This is a genomic window from Uliginosibacterium silvisoli, from assembly GCF_036017035.1.
Classification (GTDB): Bacteria; Pseudomonadota; Gammaproteobacteria; order Burkholderiales; family Rhodocyclaceae; genus Viridibacterium; species Viridibacterium silvisoli.
This window is the reverse complement of record NZ_JAYXHS010000004.1, coordinates 268479-294959: the sequence shown is the minus strand read 5'-3', so window position 1 is coordinate 294959 and position 26481 is coordinate 268479. Positions and strand designations below refer to the sequence as shown.

General features: G+C 61.6%; 22 protein-coding genes. 8 read left to right on the top strand and 14 right to left on the bottom strand.

Going from position 1 to position 26481, the window contains the following annotated elements; all coding sequences use genetic code 11:
• Positions 1 to 112 precede the first annotated feature (112 nt).
• Positions 113 to 487, bottom strand: a complete 375-nt coding sequence (locus VVD49_RS19200; RefSeq protein ID WP_327600842.1) for a BON domain-containing protein — start codon at positions 485 to 487, stop codon at positions 113 to 115.
• A gap of 380 nt (positions 488 to 867) precedes the next feature.
• On the opposite strand from VVD49_RS19200, the gene VVD49_RS19195 reads away from it, so the two are divergent.
• Positions 868 to 2376 (top strand): RNA polymerase factor sigma-54, encoded by a 1509-nt coding sequence (locus VVD49_RS19195; RefSeq protein ID WP_327600841.1) that lies wholly within the window; start codon positions 868 to 870, stop codon positions 2374 to 2376.
• Between the two features lie 102 nt (positions 2377 to 2478).
• Here VVD49_RS19195 and VVD49_RS19190 read toward each other — a convergent pair whose 3' ends face one another.
• The gene (locus tag VVD49_RS19190) at positions 2479 to 3612 is read right to left on the bottom strand and encodes a glycosyltransferase family 4 protein (RefSeq protein ID WP_327600840.1); all 1134 of its coding nucleotides are present in this window, start codon (positions 3610 to 3612) and stop codon (positions 2479 to 2481) included.
• Positions 3613 to 4059: 447 nt separating this feature from the next.
• On the opposite strand from VVD49_RS19190, the gene VVD49_RS19185 reads away from it, so the two are divergent.
• The 3 genes from VVD49_RS19185 (at position 4060) to VVD49_RS19175 (ending at position 7217) form a co-directional block, all read left to right on the top strand.
• A complete protein-coding gene (locus VVD49_RS19185; RefSeq protein ID WP_327600839.1) occupies positions 4060 to 4509 on the top strand; it encodes a BON domain-containing protein in 450 nt (149 codons plus the stop codon).
• Positions 4510 to 4688: 179 nt separating this feature from the next.
• The gene (locus tag VVD49_RS19180; RefSeq protein ID WP_327600838.1) at positions 4689 to 6665 is read left to right on the top strand and encodes an AsmA family protein; all 1977 of its coding nucleotides are present in this window, start codon (positions 4689 to 4691) and stop codon (positions 6663 to 6665) included.
• 243 nt (positions 6666 to 6908) lie between these two features.
• Positions 6909 to 7217 (top strand): hypothetical protein, encoded by a 309-nt coding sequence (locus VVD49_RS19175; RefSeq protein ID WP_327600837.1) that lies wholly within the window; start codon positions 6909 to 6911, stop codon positions 7215 to 7217.
• A 42-nt stretch (positions 7218 to 7259) separates the two neighbouring features.
• Here the strand turns inward: VVD49_RS19175 and VVD49_RS19170 are convergent, their stop codons facing one another.
• Together VVD49_RS19170 and VVD49_RS19165 are read right to left on the bottom strand one after the other, a co-directional pair.
• Positions 7260 to 8249, bottom strand: a complete 990-nt coding sequence (locus VVD49_RS19170; protein ID WP_327600836.1) for a YihY/virulence factor BrkB family protein — start codon at positions 8247 to 8249, stop codon at positions 7260 to 7262.
• A gap of 10 nt (positions 8250 to 8259) precedes the next feature.
• Positions 8260 to 8619: a hypothetical protein gene (locus VVD49_RS19165; protein WP_327600835.1), complete on the bottom strand. Its 360-nt coding sequence runs from the start codon at positions 8617 to 8619 to the stop codon at positions 8260 to 8262.
• A 176-nt stretch (positions 8620 to 8795) separates the two neighbouring features.
• Between VVD49_RS19165 and VVD49_RS19160 the strand changes: the two genes are divergently transcribed.
• Positions 8796 to 9149 carry a hypothetical protein gene (locus VVD49_RS19160; protein ID WP_327600834.1) on the top strand — a complete coding sequence of 118 codons (354 nt, stop codon included), beginning with the start codon at positions 8796 to 8798 and terminating at the stop codon, positions 9147 to 9149.
• A gap of 70 nt (positions 9150 to 9219) precedes the next feature.
• Here the strand turns inward: VVD49_RS19160 and VVD49_RS19155 are convergent, their stop codons facing one another.
• Positions 9220 to 10491, bottom strand: a complete 1272-nt coding sequence (locus VVD49_RS19155) for a cation:proton antiporter (RefSeq protein WP_327600833.1) — start codon at positions 10489 to 10491, stop codon at positions 9220 to 9222.
• A gap of 478 nt (positions 10492 to 10969) precedes the next feature.
• Between VVD49_RS19155 and glgA the strand changes: the two genes are divergently transcribed.
• From glgA to VVD49_RS19140, 3 genes are all read left to right on the top strand, one after another.
• Positions 10970 to 12502 (top strand): glycogen synthase GlgA, encoded by a 1533-nt coding sequence (glgA, locus tag VVD49_RS19150; RefSeq protein ID WP_327600832.1) that lies wholly within the window; start codon positions 10970 to 10972, stop codon positions 12500 to 12502.
• 109 nt (positions 12503 to 12611) lie between these two features.
• Positions 12612 to 15452 (top strand): malto-oligosyltrehalose synthase, encoded by a 2841-nt coding sequence (gene treY / locus VVD49_RS19145; RefSeq protein ID WP_327600831.1) that lies wholly within the window; start codon positions 12612 to 12614, stop codon positions 15450 to 15452.
• A complete protein-coding gene (locus VVD49_RS19140; protein WP_327600830.1) occupies positions 15449 to 16576 on the top strand; it encodes a mechanosensitive ion channel family protein in 1128 nt (375 codons plus the stop codon). The genes treY and VVD49_RS19140 overlap by 4 nt, the downstream gene beginning before the upstream one ends.
• Here VVD49_RS19140 and VVD49_RS19135 read toward each other — a convergent pair.
• The 9 genes from VVD49_RS19135 to VVD49_RS19095 all read right to left on the bottom strand — a co-directional run bounded on the left by VVD49_RS19135 (position 16564) and on the right by VVD49_RS19095 (position 26480).
• Complete coding sequence (locus VVD49_RS19135) at positions 16564 to 18807, bottom strand: hybrid sensor histidine kinase/response regulator (protein WP_327600829.1); 2244 nt, start codon at positions 18805 to 18807, stop codon at positions 16564 to 16566. The genes VVD49_RS19140 and VVD49_RS19135 overlap by 13 nt on opposite strands.
• A gap of 86 nt (positions 18808 to 18893) precedes the next feature.
• Positions 18894 to 20957 carry a hybrid sensor histidine kinase/response regulator gene (locus VVD49_RS19130; RefSeq protein WP_327600828.1) on the bottom strand — a complete coding sequence of 688 codons (2064 nt, stop codon included), beginning with the start codon at positions 20955 to 20957 and terminating at the stop codon, positions 18894 to 18896.
• Positions 20958 to 21506: 549 nt separating this feature from the next.
• On the bottom strand, positions 21507 to 21692 hold the full coding sequence (locus VVD49_RS19125; protein WP_327600827.1) for a CsbD family protein: 186 nt from the start codon (positions 21690 to 21692) through the stop codon (positions 21507 to 21509).
• Between the two features lie 129 nt (positions 21693 to 21821).
• The gene (locus VVD49_RS19120) at positions 21822 to 22133 is read right to left on the bottom strand and encodes an EF-hand domain-containing protein (RefSeq protein WP_327600826.1); all 312 of its coding nucleotides are present in this window, start codon (positions 22131 to 22133) and stop codon (positions 21822 to 21824) included.
• 93 nt (positions 22134 to 22226) lie between these two features.
• On the bottom strand, positions 22227 to 22772 hold the full coding sequence (locus VVD49_RS19115; protein WP_327600825.1) for a hypothetical protein: 546 nt from the start codon (positions 22770 to 22772) through the stop codon (positions 22227 to 22229).
• A 570-nt stretch (positions 22773 to 23342) separates the two neighbouring features.
• Complete coding sequence (locus VVD49_RS19110; RefSeq protein WP_327600824.1) at positions 23343 to 23612, bottom strand: hypothetical protein; 270 nt, start codon at positions 23610 to 23612, stop codon at positions 23343 to 23345.
• Positions 23613 to 23668: 56 nt separating this feature from the next.
• Positions 23669 to 24067 (bottom strand): hypothetical protein, encoded by a 399-nt coding sequence (locus VVD49_RS19105; RefSeq protein ID WP_327600823.1) that lies wholly within the window; start codon positions 24065 to 24067, stop codon positions 23669 to 23671.
• Positions 24068 to 24550: 483 nt separating this feature from the next.
• Positions 24551 to 24949: a VOC family protein gene (locus VVD49_RS19100; RefSeq protein WP_327600822.1), complete on the bottom strand. Its 399-nt coding sequence runs from the start codon at positions 24947 to 24949 to the stop codon at positions 24551 to 24553.
• Positions 24950 to 25079: 130 nt separating this feature from the next.
• Positions 25080 to 26480: an undecaprenyl-phosphate glucose phosphotransferase gene (locus tag VVD49_RS19095; RefSeq protein WP_327600821.1), complete on the bottom strand. Its 1401-nt coding sequence runs from the start codon at positions 26478 to 26480 to the stop codon at positions 25080 to 25082.
• Position 26481: the final 1 nt, after the last annotated feature.

Genomic DNA, 26481 nt, shown 5'->3' with positions numbered 1-26481 from the left:
CGTCATTGCCCTGCAAGGGCTGGTACCCCGCGCACCTGGCAGAGATGCCGCATGGGGGCTTGCCCGGTAAGTCCTGCATCGCCAGCGAATTTTCTGCAGTACTTCCGGAGGTTCAGCGCGCCTTGACCTTCAATTCGTTCTTCACGGCCTGCACGCCATCGACGGAGCGCGCAACGGATTCCGCTTCGCGTTGCTCGCTATTGCTGTCGACTTCGCCGATCAATCGCACGACGCCCTTTTCGGTGATGACCTTGATATCGCGCGCCTTGGTTTGCTCGTCCGCAATCAGCTTTGTCTTGACCGCAGTGGTGATGGCAACGTCATCAACGAACTTCACCGCGCCTTCGGCGGCACCTTTTACTTTGCCGCCCGCTTCCCGCGGCGTTGTATCGATGACGTCCGCAGCAGCGATGGAGTACGAGATCGAGCACGCGGTGGCGGCAACGATTGCACCAAGGGTGATCTGTTTTTTCAGGATTGGATGCATGGCTATCTCCTTTTCTTTCCACGTTCTGGAATTGACCGTGACCCACACGTCTGACATGGGCCCGACCAGGGAGGTCGCCGCAATCGGCGTGCCGTCACCTGGCGACACAGGCGACAGGCAACCTGTTTCCTGAGTTGCTGGAAGCGACTCCAACTCTTGCCAGCAATTAACGCTCCCTGCCGCGTAAAAAGTACCGGCCGCATGTAGTTATGTTGCGCTTGCCGACGAGCCAGGCCCCACGTAACCCGCGCCGTTACGAGGTTTAACAAACTGGCATGGTCGTTGCAGTGAAGAGTCCGGAACGCATATTCACGCAACGACAAACGTCGCCATCAGTGACTTGGGCACTGAACCAGCGACCAAAAGCAGGAGCAGAGAAAATGATGAACACCGCCTTTGATCAGCGAGCCAAACAGACCTTGAGCCTGACGCCCCGACTACAACAGTCGGTAAAGCTGTTACAGCTTTCGTCGCAGGAGTTCGTGCAGGAGATCCAGCACGCACTGGCCAACAATCCCTTCCTCGAAGAAGAAGAGGTCGTGCCTGGCGAAGCCGCTGCGGCGGAAGAGGCCGAACAGCTCGGCGAACTCGGCCTCGGTTCTGCTTCTCCCAGCGAAGTCACGATGCTGGAAACACAATCCAGCGAAGTGCCGGACGAGCCTTTCGAGTCCAGCTATGAATCCGACGATCAGGGCGGCTCGCAGGATTACGAAAGCGACAACCTCGAAGCCTCGTACTCGAGCGGTTCCCGGGTAGGCGAGGACGGCGAGAATGATTTCAGCGACTGGGTCAGCCATGTGCCGACCTTGCGCCAGCACCTGCATCGCGAGTTGAGCGCATACCGCCTTGAGGCGCGTGATCGCACCCTGGCCGAATTGATCATTGACTCGCTCGATGAGGACGGCTATCTGCGCGAAGACCTCGAGGATCTCGCCAGCAGCATCGATGACCCCGAGACAGGCAGCAGCATCGAAGCCAGCGAACTCCTGGTTGCCCTGCGCCTCGTGCAGAACCTCGAGCCAGTCGGCGTCGCCGCGCGTGATTTTCGTGAATGCCTGCAATTGCAGCTGAGGGCACGCGACGGCAACGACGTACCACATGCGCTGGCGGAACGCATCGTCCAGGATCATCTCGCCTTGCTGGCCCGCCGCGACGGCCCCGAACTGCGCAAACTGCTCGGCTGCAATGCAGACGACCTGCAAGCTGCACACGCCATCATCCGCGAACTCAATCCACGCCCCGGCTCGCGCTTCAATATGCGCACGGCCGACTACATCGTGCCGGACGTCATCGTTCGCAAGATCAAGGGGCGCTGGTCCGTCGTGACAAACCCGGCTGTCATGCCGCGCGCACGCCTCAACCAGGTGTATGCAGACATGTTCCATCGCAACCGTTGCAGCGACCGCACGCCACTCGCTCAGGAGCTGCAGGAAGCGCGCTGGTTGCTGCGCAACGCGGAGCAACGCTACAGCACGATCCAGCGCGTTGCGGAGGCCATCGTCGCGCGCCAGAAGACATTCTTCGACTATGGCGACGTGGCACTCAAGCCGCTGATCCTGCGTGAGGTGGCAGAAGAGCTGGAGATTCATGAATCGACGGTCTCGCGGGCCACGGGCAACAAATACATGGCGACGCCACGTGGCATCTTCGAGTTCAAGCACTTCTTCTCGCGCCAGCTGGACACCGAGACGGGTGGCACCTGCTCGGCCGCTGCAGTGCGAGCCTTGCTCAAGGGCATGATCTCCGCTGAGTCGCAGGACGCCCCGTTGTCTGACGTCTCACTCACCAAGATGCTCGCCGACCAGGGCGTAGTGGTTGCACGCCGCACGGTGTCCAAGTATCGCGGCATGATGAAGGTGCCGCCTGCTGAATTGCGTCGCCAGGTCTGATTCAGCTGGCAGCATGCAAAAAGGCCGACGGTATTGCCGTCGGCCTTTTTCATTGTGGATTCACCAGTTCGCCATCATTCTCATGATGGCGAACCTGGATCTTCAGGCCGGGCAGGCGCCAATAGAAGCGGTCGATTGCGAAGCGCAGTTCGCATACAGGGTCTGCTCGAAGTCCATGAGGATGTGCTCCCAGCTGGCTGCGCGCGCTGTCTGGCAGGCGGCGGCACCGAGGCGCTCGCGCAAGGGCTCATCGCAGGCAAGCGCCACGGCGGCACGCACGAACGCGTACTGGTCGCCGGGCACGACGGTGATGCCATTCACGTCGTTCCTGATGTGCATCGCCGCCGCACCCATGTCATAAGCCACGACGGGCAGCCCACTGGCCATGGCTTCCAGCGTCACGTTGCCAAAGCCCTCCGCCAGTGCGGGCAGCAGCAACATGTCAGCCGAGGCATAGCAGGCTGAAAGCATCGAACCACTGAGGTGCCCGGTGAAGATCGCATCCGGGCAGCGCTCTTCGAACACGTCGCGCATCGGGCCTTCGCCGACCAGCACCAGGCGGGCGGAAGGCTCGGCGACTCGTATCGCGGCGTAGGCGTCGAGCAACGCGGACAGGTTCTTTTCCTCGGACAAGCGCCCTACGTACAGCACGACCGGACCAATTGCATCCCAGTGACGACGCAGGCTCTCGGAGCGGTAGTACGGCGAGAACGCCACGGTGTCCACGCCGCGGCCGCTTACGACCAGATTGCGAAAACCCTGCTCGGACAACTGGCCGGCGACTTCATCGGTCGGCACGAATGTGCAGGCCGTGCGATTGTGAAAGCCGCGCAAATAGGCACGCAACAGCGGCGCGACGACCTTGCCACCCGGCGCATCGAAGCGATCGCGGAAGTCGGAGGTCACCGGTATATCGAGGGCCCGCGCTGCATTGCAGGCGCTCCACCCCAACGGCCCCTGTGTGGCGACATGCACCACGTCGGGCCGCGCTGCGCGCCAGCGCTTGATGAGGTGCTGGCCAACCGGCATGCCTATCCGAAGATCCGCACACATCGGCACCGACATCGTCGGCACAGTCACTGTGTCTGTGTCGCCTGCATCTTCCATATGCAGGCGCGGACGGATCAACTCGACGCCGTGGCCGCGCTTGCGCAAGTGGCTGACCACGCGCGCCGCAGCCAGGGCCGCGCCATTCAAAGCGGGCGGCCAGGTTTCAGTGATGTAGGCAACTTTCATTTCGGTAGCTCCCCCGAGAACATGACAAGGGCGCTGCAAACCGGGTGCAGACGCCTTCTGGCCCTTCGCCAGCCCCGGGGGCGTCGCAAGCGCCGATCCCGCCTCGCGCTGCGCCGGATCTTCCGCGCCTGGCTCCGACAGAAGGCCGACAAGTGAAGACGAGCTGCAGCCGCCCTCCCCCTCGTCCGCCTTGCGCTGCCATGCGGTGAAAAATCGCCAGCCACGTTAGCAATTCCTTCACATGCAAGCTTTACGCTGCCTTGGAAAAGAGCCTTGCCCTCGCATTGCGTGCGCAATGCACCGGCATCGCCTGCATATGGACGTGGTTCTCGGAACCTGGTCGGGCACAGCGGTTGCGAGAAGGGTTGGCACGCACCGCGGCTCACAGCAGAGGGCTTGCAAGCCCTGCATCACACGCCCGGTCGAGAGAGTTCAACGGAGAAAGAATTGAAAACAACAAGAGTTACGCACTTTACAGAGCAGCTTCGCAACAAGCTTTCAGTTGCCCGAACCACCCCAAGCACACCAGCATCGACAGGCCAGCTTCCGGCCCTCCATTCCGACGCCGAACTGACGCAACGTTTCAGCTTCAGGCCCGGCAGCGACGATGGCGCAGAGGAAGTAGTGCAGCAGCCGCCACGCATCAGCCCGGTGCGACGCGCCTTGCTCGACAAGCGCCTGCTCGAAGCGGTTTACGAACAACTCGCACACCAGAGTCATCTCGAAACGCGAGAGCTGCTTTTGCATGTCAGTAACGGCGTCATGAGCATCGAAGGCTGGGTGAGCAGCCGCAATATGCGCGCGAAGATTGGCAACTTCATTCGCCAATGCCCCTTCGTGACACACGTGATCAATCACGTGTTGATACGCAATGAGGATGGCGCCCTCGCCGCCTGAGCAAGACCCTCCAGCACCGCTCCCGGACAGCACGCGCGCAGCGCGGCACGGGAGATGCGGCGCATAGGCACAAAGCATCGAATCGCGCGGTACGAGCCCGGCCTCAGGTCCGGGCCGACTGATACCGCGTCGGTTCAACGTGTGCCCTTCAGCGACGCACCTACTGGACTGGAACAAACATGCGCAAGTACCCGTCGAATCATCCCCTGCTCAGCGCCTTCGGCCTGTTTGTCGTACTGCTTGCCATCTTCATCGCGGTATTCGAGTGGGACTGGTTGCGAGGTCCGCTGGAACGTATGGCCAGTGCGAAAACCGAACGTACCGTCACACTTGGTCACCTCGATGTAAAGCTTGCCTGGCCGCCCGTCGTCAAGCTGACGGACGTACGCGTCGGCAACATCCAGAACGCCACGCCCGAGCGGATGATCACGGCCGACGAAATCGACATCGCGGTGGACATCCCGAGCCTGTTCGGCCCGGACATCGTGATTCCGGAAGTACGGCTTTCGAAGCCCGACATCCATCTGGCGCGCTTTGCAGATGGCAGGACGAACTGGACCTTCGGCAAACCCGGCGAGCCCTCGAAGGGCACGGTGCGAGTGCAGAAGCTTTCGGTGGACAACGGCGTGATCGCCTATGACGACAGGATCGTGGACCTCGCCATCGTCGTGCAGGCAGCCACGGGGCCCTCTCCCCTCCAGGACTCTGAACGCCATCGCAGCCTCACCACGCAACTGGCTTTCAAAGGTAGCTACAACAAGATTCCCTTTGACGGCACCGCCAGCACTGCCGACGTGCTGAGCCTGCAGGAGAGCGGCGCGCAATTCCCGCTGCTGACGAAGCTCACGATAGGCCGCACGCGCCTCAGTGCGGACGGAGTCGTGACGGACCTGCTCAAGCCCTCAGCCATCGACGCACAACTGTCCATCGCCGGCCCTGACCTCGCCGCGCTCTACCCCACCCTGCCACTGGTGCTGCCATCGTCGCCGCCCTATCGCATTGCCGGGCGCTTTACGCAGCAGGGCGAAACCTTCGGCTACCAGGGCTTCAAGGGCGTGATCGGCAAGAGTGACATTGCGGGCGACGCCAGCTTCACCTCCCGCGCGCCACGCCCCCTGTTGAAGGCGAAGCTGCGCAGTCAGTATCTCGGGCTTGAAGACCTTGGCCCGCTTATCGGCATGAGCCCGGCGCAAAGAGCGGCCAAACCCGCCGACACGAAGACGATCGTGGCGGCCAAGCCCGTCAAGGTGGCTGACCAGCGAGTCCTGCCGCAACAGCCGTTCAAGCTCGATCGCCTGAACGCAATGGATGCGGACGTCACGCTCGATGTAAAAAAGCTCAACGTCCCTGACGAGCTGCCGCTGGAAGATCTCTATGCTGCCATCAAGGTCGATGCCGGCAAGCTGACGCTGACGCCCCTCAAACTGGGTGTAGCCGATGGCGACATCGTTGCCCAGATCTCGCTCGATGGCAGCCAGAACCCGATCGCAGTGGACGCGGACATCTCGGTAAGTCACGCCAAGCTCTCGCAACTTTTCCCGACGACGGAGATCATGAAGCAGAGCGACGGCGCCATCGGCGCGAAGGTACATCTGGTAGGTCGCGGCAATTCAGTCGCGGACATGCTGGCCACATCCAGAGGCAGCGCACAGTTCGCCATGTCGGGCGGTACGGTTTCCAGCCTGATGATAGAGGCGGTCGGCCTCGACGGCGGTGAGATCCTGAAGTTCCTCGTGCGCGGCGATTCACAAACGCCGATCCGCTGCGCAGGCGCATCGTTCAAGGTCAATGACGGGCAGGCCGAGAGCCAGGTGATCGTATTCGACACGGGTGACACGCGGGTCGACGGCAAGGGCAAGGTTGATATGAAGAACGAGAAGTTCGACATCGTCCTCAGCCCCGAACCGAAAGATCGCAGCATCCTCTCGTTCCGCGCGCCACTGCGCCTGTACGGCAGCTTTTCGCAGCCTGGCTACTCGGTGCTGTCACGCGAGCTCGCCCTGCGTGTGGGTAGCGCCGTCGCGCTGGGCTTCGTCAATCCCCTGCTCGCACTGGTCCCGCTCATCGAGACCGGGCCTGGCTCCAACACCGATTGCGAAGCGGTATTCCGCGCCACTGCAGCAGCCGTCAAAGGCGGCAAGACGAAGATGGATTGAGCCTGCCTGAAGACTTGTTCAATCCACTCGCGTGCGTGGCCTGGCTCCGCGCTCGCTGCGTGGAATGTCGCATGCACCAAGGCTGCCTCGCGGCGATGTGAATTCTGCCAAATGGGGCACGCAAGCAATGGAAGAACCTGCCCGGACAAGCAAAGAGGACACGGCGAGCCATATCTCCTTCTGGCACAACCGATGCATGAACTTCGGCTGTCAGGTATTCCTGAATTGTCTGGAGGGCCCACCATGCCCAGATCCACCGCGCTCAAAACTCGCTCAGCATCCGGAGTCAAAGCCGGCCGTGTCGCGCCGATTACGCTCACCCAGCTCGACATTGCCATTCTCGCAGCAGGGGCTACGCGGCACCGCGCAGATCACGCGTTGCGGCGAAAACTGGTTGCCGCCGGTCTGTTACGCCAGAATCCCCGCACAGGCAGTTTCGAGCTCACTGAGCGAGCCCGCAAGCTGCTTGAACAGAATGGCTACACCTTCGACCCGAAGCTGGGCTGGTGCCTCGACATCGCCCGTGCAGCGCGTGCGCTACAAGCCCGCTAACAGCAGGCTGCGCCATCGGGTTCGACGTCATCCATCTCCGTCTCACCTTGCTTCCGCGCCGCCCCCGTCCGCTTGCACTTCTTCGCGCTTCTTTGATCGGCCGAAGTACGCTGTGATCTCGGCGCCGAGCAGGAACACTGATGATGAGAAGTAGAGCCACATCAGCAACACCGCAAGCGAGCCTGCGGCGCCGAAAGCACTGGCTGTTCCGGCCCTTGCGAGGTACATGCCGAAGAGGTTCTTGCCTACCGAGAACAGCACGGCCGAGGCGCCTGCGCCGATCCACACGTCTTTCCAGCGCACGCGTGTTTCGGGCAGCACCTTGAGCAGCACGGCAAAGGCAGACGTGAGCAGCAACAGCATGACGCCGCGCTGGGCGAGCTGCACCCAGTGTTGCGCGCTGGAGCTGGGGCCCAACAGCCATTCGACGGCGAAGGACAAGGCTGCGTCCAGGATCAGCAACACCATGATCAGAAAGCCGATGCCGATGACGAGACTCATCGACAGCAGGCGCACCTTGACCAGTGCGACGATCGCCGCACGGCTGGTGGGCTTGCGCACCAGCCAGATCGTATTGAGGGAAGCGTTGAGCTGCGCAAAGGTAGCCGAGGCGCCCACGAACATTGCGCCAACGGAGATGAGGGCGGTCCAGCCGCTATGTCCGCTCTTCCATGCGTTGGCCACCATGTTCTGCACGGCATTCGCACCGTCGGCACCGAGTAGCCCGCGGATTTCCGTGAACAGGCGCCCTTCCACCGCATCGGGGCCGAAGAAGAAACCGGCCACGGCAATCACGACGACCAGCATGGGCGCGAGTGAAAACGCCGCGTAGAAAGCCAGCGCCGCCGCCATGCTGGCGCAACTGTCCGCAATCCAGCCCTGCACGCCGCCTATGCAGCCGCGTGCGACCCACAGGGCAGTTGCCAACTTGCCCGCGGGCTGGGCTGGCGTTCGGGATGCATCGTTGCCCGCGCCATGCGTCACGTCCGGATACTGGACGTCCACTTCCTGTTTCACAGCCTCTTCTCCCACGGCGTCGTCCTCATCGTTTTGGCTTGTCCAGGCCTGGTGTGCCATGCAGATCCGTATCCTGCTTGCCACTGACGATATCGTCATGTGCTTGCTTGATTACAGCACGCGGCTTCCGTTCTTCCGGATTTTCCTTGTCGGTCGTCTCATCGTGCTCATGGGGCAGGCGCGGGCTATCGGCAAGCGTCGATGCGCCCGGCGAGCGTGTATCCCTCTGTCTGGTATTCCTGTGCATGTCTGTCTCCTGCAAGTTTTCCCGCCAGGGCGGCGTGGTCGCCACCTGGTTGTAAGGACTGCGAGAGCAGTTTGTGCTCACGTGCTCCGCAGATTGCAACGCCGCTGCTGGAAAACGCATGGCGGAATCGTCGCTCATTCCGCATCAGGGCAAGCGCTATGCCCGACAGCGCCAAGCCCGGCCCTTGGACCCGCTTGTCATGCCTCGCAAGTGCCGCGATGGGCACGCCACATGCTGCGCTGGGTCTGACAAGGCTTCAATCGCAAGCAATGTCGTACCAGCCAGATCAGAAATGTATCCAGGAGATGACAACGATGAAGCCTTTCAATCCGCAATGCCTGACGGGTCCGACGAGCCCGAAAAACCGTACGAGCTTGCTCACGGCCTGTGTAGTGGGTGCAGCCCTGGCCCTGTCCGCCTGCAAGAAGGAAGAACCCCCGACCAGCCCGGTCACACCCGACACTGTGCCTCAGAGCAGCATGAGCGGCGATGCTTCATCCGCCCTGCCCGCTGACACGCCTCCGCTGACACCACCACCCGGTGATGGCACATCCAGCTCTTCATCGGCGTCAAGCATGTCGTCCTCCAGCACGCCGGCCGGCGCCTCGCCAAGCTCCCTGATCGAAGAGTCGCCAAGGCAGGTGCTCAGCGTGACCAGCGTCGCCTGAGCCGAAGCCGCCCCCGACAAGCCACCCTTTTTCAATCGACAGGGTGGCTTTTTCTCGTCTGTCGCAGCATCTATCGATGGCGACGCGCATACAGGCTCATCAGCGGCGTGGCGGACATGCCATGCAGCGTGATGGAGGCAGCCACGACTGTCAGCACGATAGGTAGTAGCGCTTCCGCCTGCGGTGTACGCAGGCCGATGTGAATGGCAAACATCAGGTAGTAGAGCGAGCCAACGCCGCGTACCCCGAACCATGAGATCAGCCATCGCTGGCGCATGGTGGTACGGCTGCCCGGGGTAACCAGGAATACCGATGCCGGACGCACCACGAACATCAGGACGGCAGCCACGATCACGCCATGCATCGTGAAATAGCCGTTCGACATCAACCCGCCAAGCAGTAACACAGCCCCCACCTCGGCGATGCGCTCGAAGCGCTCATTGAAGGTCAGGACCGATTCAAGCATGTGACCCGGCGCCGCAACCTGCGGAGACTCCGAATCGAGCACGTCGGCTTGCTCACGTAATGGCTGCCTGCCCTGGCTCTCCAGGCGACGCATGGCAATACCTGCAGCCAACACGGCCAGGAAGCCCAGCGTGTGGAGCATGCAGGCGAGGCCGTACGAGAGTCCGATCAAGCCAAGCGACAGGAACTCCTCGAGCCCCACTGGCTCCTCACGCCTGGCGCGGTACCAGAGGATGAGACGCCCGATACCGACACCGCACGCAGCCCCCACCAGCAGGCCGCCACCAATCCCCCACACCACGTCGCGCGCCAGCCAGTGAGACAGGTCAGGCCCGAGCTCATGCAGGCCGAGCAGCCCCAGGCCGAGAAACACGAAGGGGAATGCCGTGCCGTCGTTCATGCCGCCTTCGGCCGTCACCGCAAAGCGCAGACGGTCCTTGTCTCCAGGCTCCCTGACCTGCACGTCGGAAGCCAGCACCGGATCCGTAGGCGCCATGATCGCGCCGAACAAAACCGCCAGCGGCCACGAATAATTCAGCAACCAGTGACTCAGCAAGACCAGACAGCCGATGGTGAAGAACATCGACAGGCTGGCCAGCTTCAAGGGTAACCGCCACAAGCGGTCGGAGAACGGCATGCGCAATTTGAGGCCGACGCTGAACAGCGAGATCAATACCGTAATCTCGAACGCAACGAGCAGCCATTCCGCGTCGCGTACGGCGTCCACTTCGAGGATGCCGAAGCCCATCGGTCCGAGTATCAGACCGATGAACAGGTAGATCATGCTGGGGCTGACCGGCCAGCGCGTGACGGCAAAGCCGATCAGCGACATCAGGACCAGCAGGCTGCCAATGATTGCAAACCACAGTGGCGTCATGGTGTGGTGACCAGTTTTTCATGCGGGCAAGACGCTGATCCAGCAGCCTGAACCCGTGCTCCTCTCAACCCCGCGCTCCGTCCGGGCGGGACCTGTCCTGACTCCGCAAGCCCTGTGCCGCCACGCCTGAAGCTCACGCTCTCCGGGCCACTTCCGCAGCGAGGAACAAACAGGCAGCTGCAGCCGCCTGCCAAGCCGCTACACAACATGCATATGTACTATTTTCGAAGACGTCCCGGGCGCGCCTGCAACAGGACGCCCGGTAGCGCGCCAAACATCTTCACGAGGCAGGCACGATCTTCGCGATAGCCGGTGACAGACAGTGCGATGTGCATCCGTTTCCCGACGCCCGCTGAAAGTCTTACAAACCAGCCTTACGGATCGGCGCAAAAGTTACAGAGCACCGTCGCAACACCATGCAGGAGCAGACATTTTCGCGCTGCATCCAGAGACCCGCAGCCAGAAAGGACCCCGAATCGTGCGCCCACATATCCTGTTCGTCGCTGCCGAAGCCGCTCCACTCGCCAAGACCGGCGGACTGGGCGATGTCGTTGGCGCGCTGGCCGACGCCTTGAATGGTGACGGCATCCGCACCAGCATCCTGATGCCCGGCTACCCCTCAGCGCTTGCGCAGCTTGAACTGCTCAAGCCCTGCGGCTGGATTACCACCCTGCCCGGCCGGGAGGCGGGGCTGTGGCGTGGCCTCATGCCCGACAGCAATGTCGAAGTCATACTGCTGCGTGACGATGACTTGTTCTGCCGGCCCGGCGGCCCCTACCTCGACATCGACGGCCGCGAGTATGCTGACAATGCGCTGCGCTTCGCCGCACTGGGTCATGCGGCGGCAATCATTGCCAGCGGCGGCACCGAGATCGAGGTGCCCCAAGTGGTGCACGCGCATGACTGGCATGCGGGTCTCGTCCCCTTGTTGATGCGCCACTACGGCAGCAAGGCGCGCTCGGTATTCACCATTCACAACCTCGCCTTCCAGGGTAACTATCCGCTCGAACTGGCTGAGGCCTGCGGCGTACCCGCCCATGCGCGCGAAGACGGCAGTGTCGAATACTGGGGCCAGCTCAGCTTCATGAAGGCTGCACTCAACTATGCAGACCGCATCAGCACGGTCAGCGATACCTACGCACAGGAAATCCTCACGCCGGAATTCGGCGCGGGTTTTGACGGCATGCTTCGCCAGCGCGTACGTGATCTCGTCGCAGTGCCCAACGGTATCGATACGGAGTGCTGGAATCCTGCGGAAGACGAACTCATTGCACGCAATTTCAGCCAGGATGATCTACGCGGCAAACATGCCTGCAAACGCGAATTGCAGAAGACCTTCGGTCTACCGTTCGACCCATTCGCACCGCTGCTGGCCATGGGCAGCCGCCTGACAGGACAGAAGATGGCCGACGTAGCGATCGAGGCTTTTCCTGCCTTGCTCGCTGCACACCCTCGCCTGCAGATTGCCGTGCTGGGTTGCGGCGATCGCGAGATTGAAGAAGGGTTGCGCGCACTTGCTCTGGCATATCCCGCACGCCTCGCAGTGCACATCGGCTACGACGAAGCCCACGCGCATTGCCTGCACGCCGGCGCCGACATGCTGCTGCATGGCAGCCGCTTCGAGCCCTTCGGGCTGACGCCCCTGTACGCAATGCGCTACGGCACCGTACCTGTTGCCTCCCGTCTGGGTGGTCTCGCCGACACGATTCTCGATGCTGGAGATGTAAGCGCCCCCGTTGCCGGCGCCACCGGCTTCCTGTTCAGCGGCGAAACGGCTGAGGACATGATCTCGGCCGTTGATCGTGCGCTGGCGATGTTTGCGCAACCACAGTGCTGGCGTGCGCTGCAGCGAGCCGACATGGCCATCGACGCGGGCTGGGAGAAGTCCTCGCAGCGCTACATCGAGTTGTATCGCACCCTGATCGAGGAGCCTGCGCAAGCGCTCTTCCAGCCGGTCAGTCGTGAGCGCCATCCCCGATCCCCCGAACAGGCTTCGATGATGCGGGCTTGAACGCGCGCTTCAACCAGATCACGACGGCAGGTGCGTGCCTGCCTATCCCTAACGCCCCGAAGACCGCCCCCGCGATCCGTCAGGCACGCTAGATGCAACCTCACACGCCATGATTCCTCGCGCTACCCTCAGGCTGCAATTTCGACGCGAGTTCACACTCGATGACGCCACCCGGCGACTAGACCAGTTCGCAGCATTGGGCTTGAGTCACGTCTACGCGTCGCCCCTGCAACGTGCGCGCAGCGGCTCGACCTACGGCTACGACGTCGTGGACTACGCCACCATCAATCCGGAACTCGGTGGCGAGGTCGCCCTGCGCAACCTCGCCGCGGGCTTGCGCCAGCGGGGCATGGGTCTGATTCTCGACATCGTGCCGAATCACATGGCCACGTCGTACGAGAACGAGTGGTGGCGCCAGGTGCTCGAAGGCGGCGGCAGCAGCCCCTACGCCGAATATTTCGACATCGACTGGCAGTCTCCCGATCCTGTCCTGCAAGGCAAGGTGCTCGCGCCCTTCCTTGGCCAGCCTTATGGCGATGCCTTGGCGAGTGGTGATCTCAAGCTTTGCGTGGACGCGCTGACGGGTGCTTTTTACATCGCGTATGCAACGCAGCGCTTTCCGCTCGCATTGCGCGACTACGCTGCGGTGCTCGGCAGCAACCCGCATACGGTATGCAAGCGCCTGGCAGCGCTCTTCTCCGAACTCGCGCCAGGGGCCCTGAATAATCGCTACGCCAATGAGGCCCGACGTGCCGTGGTCACCGAGATGAGTGGTGACGGCAAGGCCTGTATTGAGGAAGCTGTTGCCCAGTACTCAGCCGCCACACCCGAGGGATTGGCGCGCCTGCACCGGCTCCTCGAGCGCCAGCACTACCGTCTCGCCTGGTGGCGCAACGCGGCGGAGGAAATCAACTGGCGACGCTTCTTCGAGGTGAGCGACCTGGTCGGCATGCGGGCAGACCGTGAAGAGGTGTTCAACGATCAACACGCGCTGATCTTCCGACTCTATGCGGAAGGCATTATCGATGGGGTGCGCGTCGATCATATCGACGGACTCGCCAATCCGCGCACCTACTGCCTGCAGTTGCGTGAGCAGCTCGAGGCGCAGACGCCTGCCCGTCAAGCGCTAGGGCTGTCGGGCACGCCTTACATCGTGGTGGAGAAGATCCTCAGCGAGGGGGAACTGCTCGCCGCTGACTGGCGAATCGACGGCAATACCGGCTACGACTTCATGGATGAGGTCGCAAGCGTGCTGCATGACGAAAACGGCGCCGCGCCACTCGAGGCGCTCTGGCAAACGCTGGCACCAGGCACCGCCTCGTTCAAGGATGGCCTGCACGCCGCCCGCCAGCAACTGCTCGCGGAGCACTTCGTTGCCGAGTTCGAAGCAGTGGTCAATCTGCTCCACCGCATTGCCCGCTCGAGTGTCACCAATCGTGACGTTAGCCGCAGCAGCCTGCGCAGAGCCCTGCACGCCCTGCTGGTCTGCTTTCCAGCCTATCGGCTGTACGGCGAGAAGTCGGGACGTCGCGCTGTCAACGCGCCCCGCCTGCAGGCTGCCCTGCAGGGCGCCCGCGAAATGCTTCGGGTGAGCGATCACGCCACCCTCGAAATGCTCGACGGGTGGCTTGGCGGCGAGGCACCCGCATCTGCCGCGACGGAGTTCGAGACCGAGCTGCGCTGCCGGGCGATGATCAAGTTCCAGCAGCTCACACCGCCGCTGGCCGCCAAGTCACTCGAAGACACGGTCTTCTACCGCCACGGCCGCCTGCTGTCGCGCAACGAGGTCGGCAGCAATCCCGAGCGGCTGGCGCGCAGCGTGGATGAGTTCCACCAATGCAGCCTGGAGCGTCAGGCGCTCTTTCCGCAGAGCCTGCTGGCAACCGCCTCGCACGATCACAAGCGCGGCGAGGACACGCGCATGCGTCTCGCCGTGTTGAGCGAACTCCCTCAACTCTGGCAGGCCGCTTCTTCACGCTGGCATGCCATCAATGCCGAACTACGCTTCGCAGGCGAGCCAGGCCGGGGGGCCGAAGCCCCCGACGCCTGTGACGAGTACATGCTGTACCAGATGCTCATCGCAGCCTGGCCACCAGGATTGCAGGCTGATGACGTGGAAGGCTTGCGCGCCCTGGCCACGCGCCTGGGTGAGTGGCAACTCAAGGCCATGCGCGAAGCCAAGGCCCGCTCGGACTGGATGCTCCCCAACTCAGCCTACGAAGAGGCCAGCCGGGCGTTCATCGACAAGGCGCTGGGCCTTGCCGACGGCGAACCGGCCACCTTCTCCAGCGCCTTCGTGAAAGACGTCGCGAGCTTCGTCGCGCGCATCGAGGTGCCGGGCATCATCAACAGCCTGAGCCAGACGCTGCTGCGCATGACCTGCCCCGGCATTCCCGATCTCTACCAGGGCACGGACAGGTGGGACTTCAGCCTCGTGGATCCCGACAATCGACGTGCCGTGACGTATGACGCGCAGATCATGTTTGAAGGCGGTTGCGTGTCGAGCGCATGTGCCAGCGGCCTGCTCGAACAATGGCGTGATGGGCGCATCAAGGAGCAACTCATCTCCTCCACGCTGAACTTGCGCAAGCGTTACCCGGGCCTTTTCCAGAGTGCCTACATTCCGCTGAAGATCGAAGGGCCGTATGCCGCGCATGCACTGGCCTTCGCACGACACGACGGCAGAGACTGGGCAATCGTCATCACCACGCGCCTGGCCGCCAGCCTGCCCGCACACAACGGGCTGCCGCTGGTCGAGCCGACGGCATGGGAAGGCACACGGGTACTGCTACCCGAAGCGCTGCAGGGTGACGCACGTCGCGGCCGGCTGGCAGACGCCCTGCTGCACCGGAGGATCATTGCTGACGATGACGGCATCGAACTCGCCGACGCGCTGGCCGTGTGGCCCGTCGCACTGATTACCTGCATCGACAAGGACGCTGCGAGATGAATGACGTCTACCAATATCTGGGCAACCTTTCACAGACGCGGGGCTGGATAGGCACTGGCTGTGCGGCACTCCTCCTGATCGCGCTGGCGACCGTCATCCATGCTTCGGGCGCCGCCATCCTGCGCCGCATTGCCTTGCACAGCGTGTTCGTCGCAGCGCTGATCAAGCGCATCAAGCGGCCGAGCCGACTGGTCATCGTATTGTTTGCGCTGGAGTTCGCGTGGCGCCTGGCGCCGGACGCGCTGGTCGCCATCGACAAGGTGCGCCACATCAATACGGTCTGCCTCATCGCCGCCATTACCTGGCTGGCAACGGCATGGGTGATGGCGCTGGCCGATACGATGATCGCCCTGCATCCCATCAACGTGGAAGACAACCTGCAGGCACGGCGCATCCTCACCCAGACGCGCGTGCTCTCGCGCAGCATCATCTCCCTGCTGGTCCTGCTGGGTGTGTCGTTCGCCTTGCTGACCTTGCCCGGCGCGCGCCAGGTCGGCGCCAGCATCCTGGCCTCCGCAGGTATCGCAGGCGTCGTCGCCGGTATGGCTGCGCGACCAGTGCTCGGCAACTTCATCGCGGGTCTGCAACTGGCCTTCACGCAGCCACTGCGCATAGACGATGTGCTCATCGTCGAGGGCGAATGGGGTCGTGTCGAGGAAATCACCGGCAGCTACGTCGTGATGGCGCTGTGGGACGAACGCCGCCTCATCGTGCCACTGCAATGGTTCATCGAGAAGCCGTTCCAGAACTGGACGCGCAGCACATCCACCCTGCTCGGCACCGTGATGCTCTGGCTGGATTACCGAGCACCGCTGGACAAGTTGCGCGCGGAGCTGGAGCGGCGCTGCCATGCCGACCCGGACTGGGATGGTCGTGTCTGCATCCTGCAGGTTACCGACGCTACCGAGCACACCATGCAGGTACGCTTGCTGGTCAGCTCGGCCAATGCGTCAAGAGGCTTCGACCTGCGTTGCCGCATGCGTGAAGCCTTGATCGACTACATGCAGAACGAATGCCCGGAAGCACTGCCCGTGACGCGGGTTGCCATGCCACGCGCAGAGGCAGAACCCTCGCCGGTAGTACCAGCCGCCCTGGCGCCGTCGACACCGGCTCAGTCAGCCTGAGCCTTGTCGGGCGCTTCCTTCCGGCAGTCGATGCGCTCGCGGATGGCCGCCAGCAAGGCGCTCATCTGGAACGGCTTGATGAGAATCGTGAAGCCTTCTGCCGATGCCTTGCGCACTTCGTCGCTATAACCCGTCATGAGCACGACAGGCAGGTCGGGGTACTCGCGCATGACCAGCCGCGCCAGTTGCAGACCGTTGAAATTGCCCGGCATGACGAGGTCGGTCAGCAGCAGGTCGAACTTCTGTCCTTCCTCCAGGGCCTGCATGGCCTCCACCGCGCTGCGCTTGAGCGTCACGGTGAAACCGACTTCGCCGAGCAGCAAGGTCAAGCCATCACCGACCTCCAGATTGTCTTCAACAACCAGCAAGCGACCGTGCAGTGCCTCGCCGGCAGTCACGGGCTCGGTGTTCGTGCGCTTCACGCCTTGAGCGTGCGCGCGCGGCAAGTAAACGGTAAGCGTAGTGCCTGCGCCCGGTGTGCTCCTGAGCGTCACCGTTCCGCCTGACTGGGTGGCAAAACCGAACACCTGGCTCAAGCCTAGGCCCGTGCCCTTGCCCACATCCTTGGTGGTGAAGAACGGTTCGAAGATGCGATCAGCGATCTCTGCCGGCACCCCCTGCCCGGTGTCGCTGACCACGATCGCCACGAAGTCGCCCCGCAGGTCGGCCTTGATCTCGCCGCGTTCGGCAGCGCTGACATTGCGTGCATACAAGCGGATCGTGCCCCCCTCCGGCATTGCGTCACGCGAGTTGATGGCAAGGTTGAACAAGGCGAGATCGAGCTGTGAAGGATCCACCTCGATGGGCCATGTGCCCGGCTCGGTCTCGCTCTCAAGCTGGATGCCCGTACCCAGCGAGTGGCGTATGAGCTCGCAGATCGAGGGCATGCGCTGGTCGATGTTGATGGACTCTGGGCGCAAGGCCTGCTGGCGCGAAAAAGCCAGCAATTGGCGCGTCAGACTCTCGCCGCTCAGACGCGCACGGTCTATGGCGGCGAGTTGCGGTTCGATACCGGCCTGCGGCAGCTTGAGGCGGATGATGTGGATGTTGCTGCTGATGATCTGCAGCATGTTGTTGAAGTCGTGCGCCACGCCCCCGGTCATCTGGCCGATGGCATCCATCTTCTGCGCTCGCATCAACGCCTCTTCAGCGGTTACCCGGCGCGACACTTCATCTCGCCACTGCGCCAACGCACGGTGCTCACGACCGACCTTGCGCAAGGCCGTCCAGCACAGCAGCACCATCGCGATCGTAGCCGGCAGCACGAAGCCGATGATCAGCAGCATGCGCGAGCGCCATTGCGACAGCGTGGTGGAACGCAGCGCGCCTGCGACGGCATATACCGGATAGTTGCCCACCTTGCGGACGGCGACCAGGCGGCGCGTGCCATCCAGCCCGGCATGCACCTTGCCGCGCAGCGAGCCGCTACGGATTGCCTGCATGATCGGACTATCGGCCGCGAGCTTGCCGGTGAACGACCTGCGCTCCGGAAAGCTCACCAGTGGCGTGCCGTCCTCGCGGATCAGCTCGACTGCCAGATCCTTGTTCTCCCCGCCAATCGACGCATAGAAAGAGCTGAAGTACGCCTCCGAAAGCCCCACGCTGATGACACCGAGAAATTCACCATCAGCCGACTCGCGGCGGCGACTCAGGCTGAAGAAGTTCTGCCCGCTCATGCTGCCGCGAAGCAGCCCCGAAATGGCAATCGGCAAGGGGTTGTTGCGTTGTTGCTGGAAAAACTCGCGCGTAGCGAGGCTGGCACTCAAGGGAACCGGGTAGTAACGGTCACTCGCAATCGCACGGCCATCCGCATCGGTCAGCCACACCGACAGGAGCTGGGGCATCGCTGTGGAGATGTCGCGGAATTTCTCGTGCAGCGAGGCCTCGTTGTCATGCGACATCGCTGCGGGATCGTTCCCGACCACATCGTCGATACGCCCGGCGACCGAGGCTGCCGTCTCCAGCACCTTGAGGGCATGCTCCTGCACCACGCGTACATCGCGATCGACACGTGCATCGGCAATTGCATCCGCTTCGAAATAGCTGTGTATCGCCGCGCCGGAAAGCAGGATCAGCGGCACGATGATGGAGGCACGCATCACCGCCCGCAGCCAGCGCAAGCTGCCCTCTTCGCTGGGCGCTGCCTTGAACGGCAAATGCTGGATGAGCCGGGCCATGCCGGACTTCAGCCGAGCCAGCAAGCCGCTAAGCGCTTCCACGATGACAGCCATATTGCAGGCGCTTCTTCCGTATTTTCTTGTACGAAGGACGTGCAGGCACGCCCGGGGTCGATCCGCCCTCACCCGGCGGATGAACCCTAGTTTACGGTAGTTGGCGAAACCTCGCCGCCTGCAATGAGCGGCGCCAGCAGATTGATCAGCGTGTCAGGCGCGACGGGCTTGACCAGGTGGTGATCAAAGCCCACTTCACGCGAACGTCGCCTGTCGTCGTCGCGCCCATAGCCGCTCAAGGCGATCAGGGTCACCGCATCGCCACCCGGCAAGGCCCTGATCTGTTCGGCGGCACCATAACCATCGAGCCGCGGCAGCCCGATGTCGAGCAAGACCGCGTGCGGGCGGAAGTCCTTGAACGCCTCCACCGCCTCGACGCCGTCGTGGCCGATCCGCACCTCGCTGCCGAGAATGCCAAGCAGCACCGCCATACTGTCCGCTGCGTCATGATTGTCATCGACGACGAGTATCCGCAAGGACAGCGAGCCGGGAGACCCGGGCTTGTTCGTTGTTGTAGTCACGTCACGCTCCACTCTGGTAGTCGTTTTATTTGTTGTTGGTACTGCCGCTGATACTTCGGGTGCAGCCACGGGAATCGCTACCGGCTGACGCAAGGCCAGCGGCAGCTCGACCATGAAGGTCGTCCCGGGCTCCTCCGTGCGCACCACCCGCACGTGCCCGCCATGCATGTGGGCAATCCGTTGCACCAGTGTAAGCCCAATCCCCAAGCCACCCTGTGAACGCGAAATACCCACATCCAGTTGCGCGAACAACTGGAACACTTTCTCTTCCATGCCGCGCGGAATACCCATACCCGTGTCGCTCACCGCTACCAGCACACTGTCGGGCGTGCGTGCAACGGTCAGCGCCACCTCGCCACCGGGGTCGGTGAACTTTGCGGCATTGTTGAGGAGATTGGCAAACAGTTGTGCGATGCGTGTCGGGTCAGCATGCACCGGCATCGGCTCGGAGGAAATCTCCTCGACGAGGCGATGCGATTTCGCATCTATCAAAGGCCGGCTTATTTCCAGGGCCTGACGCAGGATCGGTGCAAGGTCCGTATGCACCTTGCGCATCTCCAGCTGGTTGTGCGTGATCCGCGAGACCTGAAGCAGGTCTTCCACCAATCTCGCCATGTTCTCCACCTGTCGCTGGAGGATGTCACAGGCCTTGTGTACTGCCCCCTCGTCCCCCATCCGCACAATGTCGATCGCTGCACGGATAGGCGCAAGCGGATTGCGCAACTCGTGCGCCAGCAAGGCCAGGAATTCGTCCTTGAGACGATCGGCTTCGCGCAGCTCGTCGAGCAGACGCTGCATCTCACGCTGCGTCCTGTTGCGCGCCGACATATCTCGAAAGACCAGCACTACCCCCGTCACCCGCCTGTCAGCATCCAGCATGGGCGCGGCGCTCAGCTCGACCGGATACTCGACATCATCGCGGTTCACCAGCAACTGCTGCTTGCTGGGATTCTCCACGCGGCCACTCAGTATGGCTTTCCTGACCGGGCTCTCGAGCGGCGACTCACTCTTGTCGTCGAAGAGCGGAAAGATTGTCTCCGCAGCCAGCCCTTTCGCAGTGTCGCGGGTCCAGCCACACAGATGCTCGGCCACCGGGTTCATGGAAATGACATCGCCATTCGCATCGAACAGGATGGTGGCGTCACCGATGGTGGTCAGTGTCGTCTCAAGCCAGTCACGGTGTGCGCGAATCCGCCTCTCTGATTCAGCGCGATAGGCGGCCTCTTCCGACAAGAGCCCCCTGGCATGATCGTATTCGCGGATCTTCTGCGCCAGCAGCGCGTACGTGTGATGCATGTGACCCAGGCCAATACAGATGGCCAGACCGACTACGACAAACAGCAAGGTGCTCGCCGTCTCGAGTGGCAACAGATGCCCTTGCGAGACAAGCGGCGCAATCATGATGATGTGGGCCAGCAGCGTCAGCGCCAGGCATAGCAGCCCTGCGCGCATGCCAGCCATGCGCGAGGCAAGCACCACGGCACCGACGTAGAACAGATAGGTGGCCCGTCCGGCGACCACGAACTCGAACTGAACTCTAAGGGCAATAGCTACTGCCGCGGCAATGACGGCAACAAGGTAACCCTCGCGTGGCGTAGAGGGGAATCCGCGCAGCTTCATCGGCAGCATCCGCTCACTCCATGCCTCTGAACGAACGCACCCTGGCGCCGGCTCCCCGAGCGGAGGGAGGCCGCCTCACTGGAGCTCGACTCAGCGCTATCGGATGACTGACTTTGCAGGCACGACGTCATGGCGCCTGGCGCGCAGTCAGTGCGTGGCACAAATGCCAGGGTGAGCCCCCGAAGACCGGAGGCTTCAATCCACTGGGTTTGCAGAGAACCGGGTACAACCGCCGCACAACGGCGAACACGTTCAAATTTCATCGGCAATGGAATACTTTTTCTCCCATCCACCGGACGGGGCTCGAGTGAAGGTCACGCAGCGTCGGTCATCGCAATAAACATTCCCGGCCAGAAGAAGCGTCCCGTTCGCGCCGCAAGGCACTCCCGCCAATTGAGGACCACGCCCATACAGGCACGGATGGCACGCCCTCCAGAATTTTTTACACGTGCAATCCGCAACGGATGGCCCGGCCCCGCCATGAGACCCGGGCAAAAAAAAGGACAACCTGAGGTTGTCCTTTCCTGCGGCTACGGCTCAAGCCGTAGTGCGTCGCGATCAGCGATCCTTGAGTGAGTCCTTGACGGATTCACGAGCGTCGCCGTAGTTTTTCTGTACCTTGCCTTCGATCTGCTTGCCGAGACCCTTGGCTTCCTGGCGTTCGCTACCTACCGTGCGGCCGGCGACTTCCTGCACCTTGCCAGCAGCTTCTTTGGCACGTCCTTTGATCTGATCCTTGTTCATGATGCGTTTCCTTTCAGTTCTGGACAGCGGAGAGACCGTTGTCGTGGTCAGGCTGAGCGACATGTCGCCGCCCTTCTACCTGGTGTTGCAACAGCGCCGGATCACCCGACCCGGCGGTTGAATGCTCGATTACTTGCTGCTCGGCACCTTGCTGCCACTCGTGGCGGCCTGGTACTGATCGAACTCGGCTTGTGAAACCTTGCCGTCGGCGTTGGTATCCATCTTCTTGACGAGGGAAGGCTCGAGCTTCGCGCCTTCAATCTTGTCAATCTGGCCATCACGGTTCTTGTCCAGGTCAGAGAACAGCAGACGGGTATAGCTCTGCGCGCGGTCACCATCGCCCGCGCTACCGGCAGTACCGTCGTTGCCATTCGCCTGGGCGAATACCGTGGGTGGCGCCGCCACGAGAGCACCGATGATTGCGAATGTACGGATTTTCATTTTCATATCTCCTTCATTGTTTATGGGGTAAGTCATTTCCGGCGTTGCCGTCAGGAAAGGCCGCGTATCTCTCGCAGCACTTTCAATCAGCACTTACTTGCCGTAGTTCAGCTTGGCATCGGCAACACACTTGTCCTTGGCATTGCCAGCCAGCGCATCACACTTTTCCTTCGCTACTGAATAGGCGGCATCATTCTTCGTATCCGCTGCATCGTTCTTGCGATCGGTGATTTCCTTATTGGTCTTGGCTGTCTCCAGTGCCATCACCTTGGCAGCCTTGGCCTCCTTCTTGCACACGTCCTTATCGTTTCCGGTAAAGGCGTCACACTTCTCCATTGCCACCTTGTAGTCGGCATCGGCATATGTCTCCTGCATGTTCTTTGATGCCTTGGCCGACGGATGAAGCTCTGATTCGAGCTTCGCCTCAGCCTTGTCTTCATGTGCCTTCGCCTCGGCCTTACAGACGTCACGAGGGTTTCCACTCAAGGTGGAACACTTTTGTACTTCCATCTTGTACTCGGCCGAGATGCGCTCTTTCTCCTGCTTCTCTGCAGGAGAAGCAGCCGACGCACCCAGTGCAGCCACCGCGAGATAGCTGCAGGCAACAGCCTTGATCAGGATCGATTGGTTCTGGTTCATTTGCGTTTCCTCTCGTTTATGTGGGGCACTGCATCACGTGACATCGGCATGAATGGCTATCACTGGCAGCGCCCGATTGCAGCAGTTTTCGTGTTCAGGAAAGTGCTGCTTGTTACGGGATCCGCCTGTCTCCGCGGATGTCTTCATCCACGCAACGCACGTGCCCATCCACGCTTTGCGCACCCCTTCACGCCTTGCGATGCCTGTGCCACGGGAGTCTCAGCCGAAACGATTGGTTCGGCTGCGGGCCAGAACAGCGCGCAACAGAAATTCTGAGAATGGGCCGGACTGACCTGCCATGTAAGAACTGCTGTAACACTTACCTAGCGTAAGCAGAGGGAACGAATCCAGCGCTTCGCCTGAGTCAGCGGGGATATCCGGCGTGCAAGACACGAAGGAAAGGAATACGGCGAGCGATAACGGTCGGAGCGAGCCGCCCACGCACTCAATGGCGTCGCCAGACCGACGCGATCAGGCGAACGGCATACCGACAACAGTGCTCACCCGGCTTGCTGCAACCCCGAAAATCGCCTGAAGGAATTCAATCGCCATGCCTGACTGAGGACAGCCTCATCTGACAGGAGCGCCCGGAAAGAAAACCCGCCACAAGATGAACAGCACGGTGACCAGGACGATTGCACCCACGAACAGGGCGATCAGCGCGCCCTTGCGGAACGCTCCAGACGCCTCCCCGAACTGATCCTCATCCGGGTCTCCATAGGTCATCGCAAGAATGAAAAAAGGAGCAAGCGCAAGTCCAACGACCCATTTCGATGCCCCGAATTCAGCGGCTGCCCATGGCGGAATTGTGAGCACCAATAGCCATACGTACTTGAGCATGTCTACCTTCGCGGCGTAAGCGTGATGCGTATGTCGGGCAATGCGTCAGCTGCAGCTCACTTGCGAGGTGTGGCCCTGGTCTTTCGTGCTCGTCCGACCCTCCACGAGAGCCACAGGACACCTGTTCCGCTACAGAACCACACCGCGAACGAGAACAGGTATTCCAGAGGTGCCTGCGCAAACACCAGATCGGGCCCGGCCCCCAGCGCAGGCATCGATCCCTTGAAGAGGCCCCGCAGGGGAAGAAAGATGAGTAATGCGCCAAGAAGGAATACCAGAAAAGCACCGATGGCATTCCCTTGCCTATCTGTCAGCAAACCGAAGCTATCATCGGGACGCGCCTTGCCAAGAACCGGGATCCGGAAAACGGATACGACTACGCCGCAAAATGCTGCGACGAGCGTGCAGAAGCCGACCAGAAGCCCGGCCCCGTTGCCAGATCTGACCATGAGCACACCAAGGAATCCCGCAACGACTGAAGCGACGAATACGAGCAATCTGATTATTGGGCGAGGTGCCATGGGAATGAGCGAAAGACGCTGACGAGAATTCAGGAGTACCTGCAAGTCAGCGAATCCTGCCCTGAAGCTAATGGGATATCAACGCTCCGATGATCTGACGACCAGCGAGTGAAGCGAGGGGGAACGACGAGGCCCTCGGCGCTCCAGGCTGGTTTGCCGGCGAGTGCCGGGCTGGCGCTTTCAGTTGTCAGCTATCGGATGGAGATCTGGATATGCGCCATACCCGGACAGGCAACAACACTTGCGCACGTCGGGCGCCGATCAGGAAGTGCTCTACCCCGCCTCGCCTTGATGACGCGACCACCAGAAGTCTATTGTCATACTGGTGCGATCACGCATCCGCCGTCCCGTCATGGATGATTGCCCTGATGACATCGATACTCAGGACATCACCGGACAATAGACGACAACTCCGATTCAGAAGGTGATGCGTACAGAAGGAGAACTCCGTTCTGCCTCACCATGAAAGACGGCTTCGATATTGTTGCCATCAGGATCCAGCACGAAGGCAGCGTAGTAGCCCGGGTGGTAAGGGCGCTCTCCAGGCGGGCCATTTTCCTGACCGCCATGAGCGAGCGCTGCTGTGTGGAACGCGTCCACGACGGCACGGCTCTGAGCCTGGAAGGCGAGATGATGACGGCCTGTCAGGACTCCTTGCGCGGCCTTGCTATCGGAGGTCGACACAAACAGTTCGTCAGCCCAGAAGAATCCATCGCCCTTCCCACCGATCGGGATGCCCAAAACTTCGAAGATTGCCGCATAGAACGTCTGCGACCTCGGCAGATCTCGCACAACCAGCTGGATGTGATCGATCAAGCGCCCACGGTGAAGCTCCTGTGTCTCCATGATGCTCTCCTCTTGAATGCGCCTGCGCCCTTCATGTCACGTCGGGAACTGTCGGGACCTGCGCCGCGCCCCGCTCTGCTCCCGAGTGACTCGGCTTTTGCTAGAAGGCCTTGCTGTCTTTTGCGACGAGTTTCACCGTGCGCAGGATGATGAGCAGATCGAGTCTCAGCGACCAGTTGCGCAGGTACTCGAGGTCGTACTTGATGCGCATCTTCATATGGTCGAGGTCGTCGCCGCCACGATAACCGTTCACCTGCGCCCAGCCGGTGATGCCCGGCTTGACCTTGTGACGCACCATGTAGCCGGGAATGAGTTTGCGGTACTGCTCATTCACGGAGATGGCATGTGGCCGTGGGCCCACGATGCTCATGCGCCCCTGCAACACGTTGATGAACTGGGGCAACTCGTCCAGCGATGTCTTGCGGATGAAATTCCCGAAAGGAGTTACGCGTGGATCGCCACGCGTGACTTGCGTGTATTTCTTGTCGCCGTCTTCGGTGACCGACATCGAACGGAATTTGTAGACGATGATCTCGCGACCGTCGAGACCATAGCGGCGCTGCGCAAAGATGATGGGGCCCGGCGAGCTGCGATAGACCCCAAAGGCAACGGCCGCAAACACCGGCGAGATGGCCAGCAGTATCAGCGAGGACAGCACGATGTCGGATGCGCGCTTGATGACGCCCCGCACGCCGGTGAATGGCGTCTCGCACACGGCGACCACAGGCATGCCGTTGATGGAGTCCACGCGCCCCTGTATCAGGTCCGTCATGAAGATGTCCGGCACGAAGAAGATGGAGGCCGTGGTGTCGCGCATGTCGTCAAGCAGCGACAGGATGCGAGGCTGGGATGCCATCGGCAACGCTATATATATATGGTCGACGCGATTGGCCTTCACGTAGGTCGCGAGGTTCTTGAGCGAACCAAGCAGACGGGCATCGCCAATGTTCGTCAGTCGCTCGGCTTCACGGTCATCGAAGAAGCCGGCGAACTTGACGCCAAGATACTGATTGTCGATGAACTGTCGGGACAGCGTTATTCCCAAGTCATTTCCACCAACGATCACGGCGTTGCACACGTGTGCGTGCTGTAACACTGTCGGCAAGACACGACGCGCAACTTCGTGCGCCACCAGGATGCCCGCCATCGAGGTCGAGACCCAACCGGTGATGAAAGACGAGGTGAAGTAGTCGATGTAGCCGGATGCGTAGCCGAACAGCAACAGCATCGCTACGATCAGCAGCCACTCGCCAGCGGCACGCCAGGCCATGCGCCAGCCCGTATCGCGCAATCGCAGAGAGCCGGGAAAGGTTGCCAGCAAAGCAATCAGCGCAAGACTGATGTGATGCGCTTCAAGAGGCTGCCCGAGCCATGCGGCAACTATAAAAATACTGCATACGATTATAAGTGGATCGAGAAAAAGCTCGATGCTCGTTGCCAACGTGAGGCGGCCACGGAGAAAGCCGTCAAAGGTCTGCCCACCAAAAGTTACTTCTTGCATC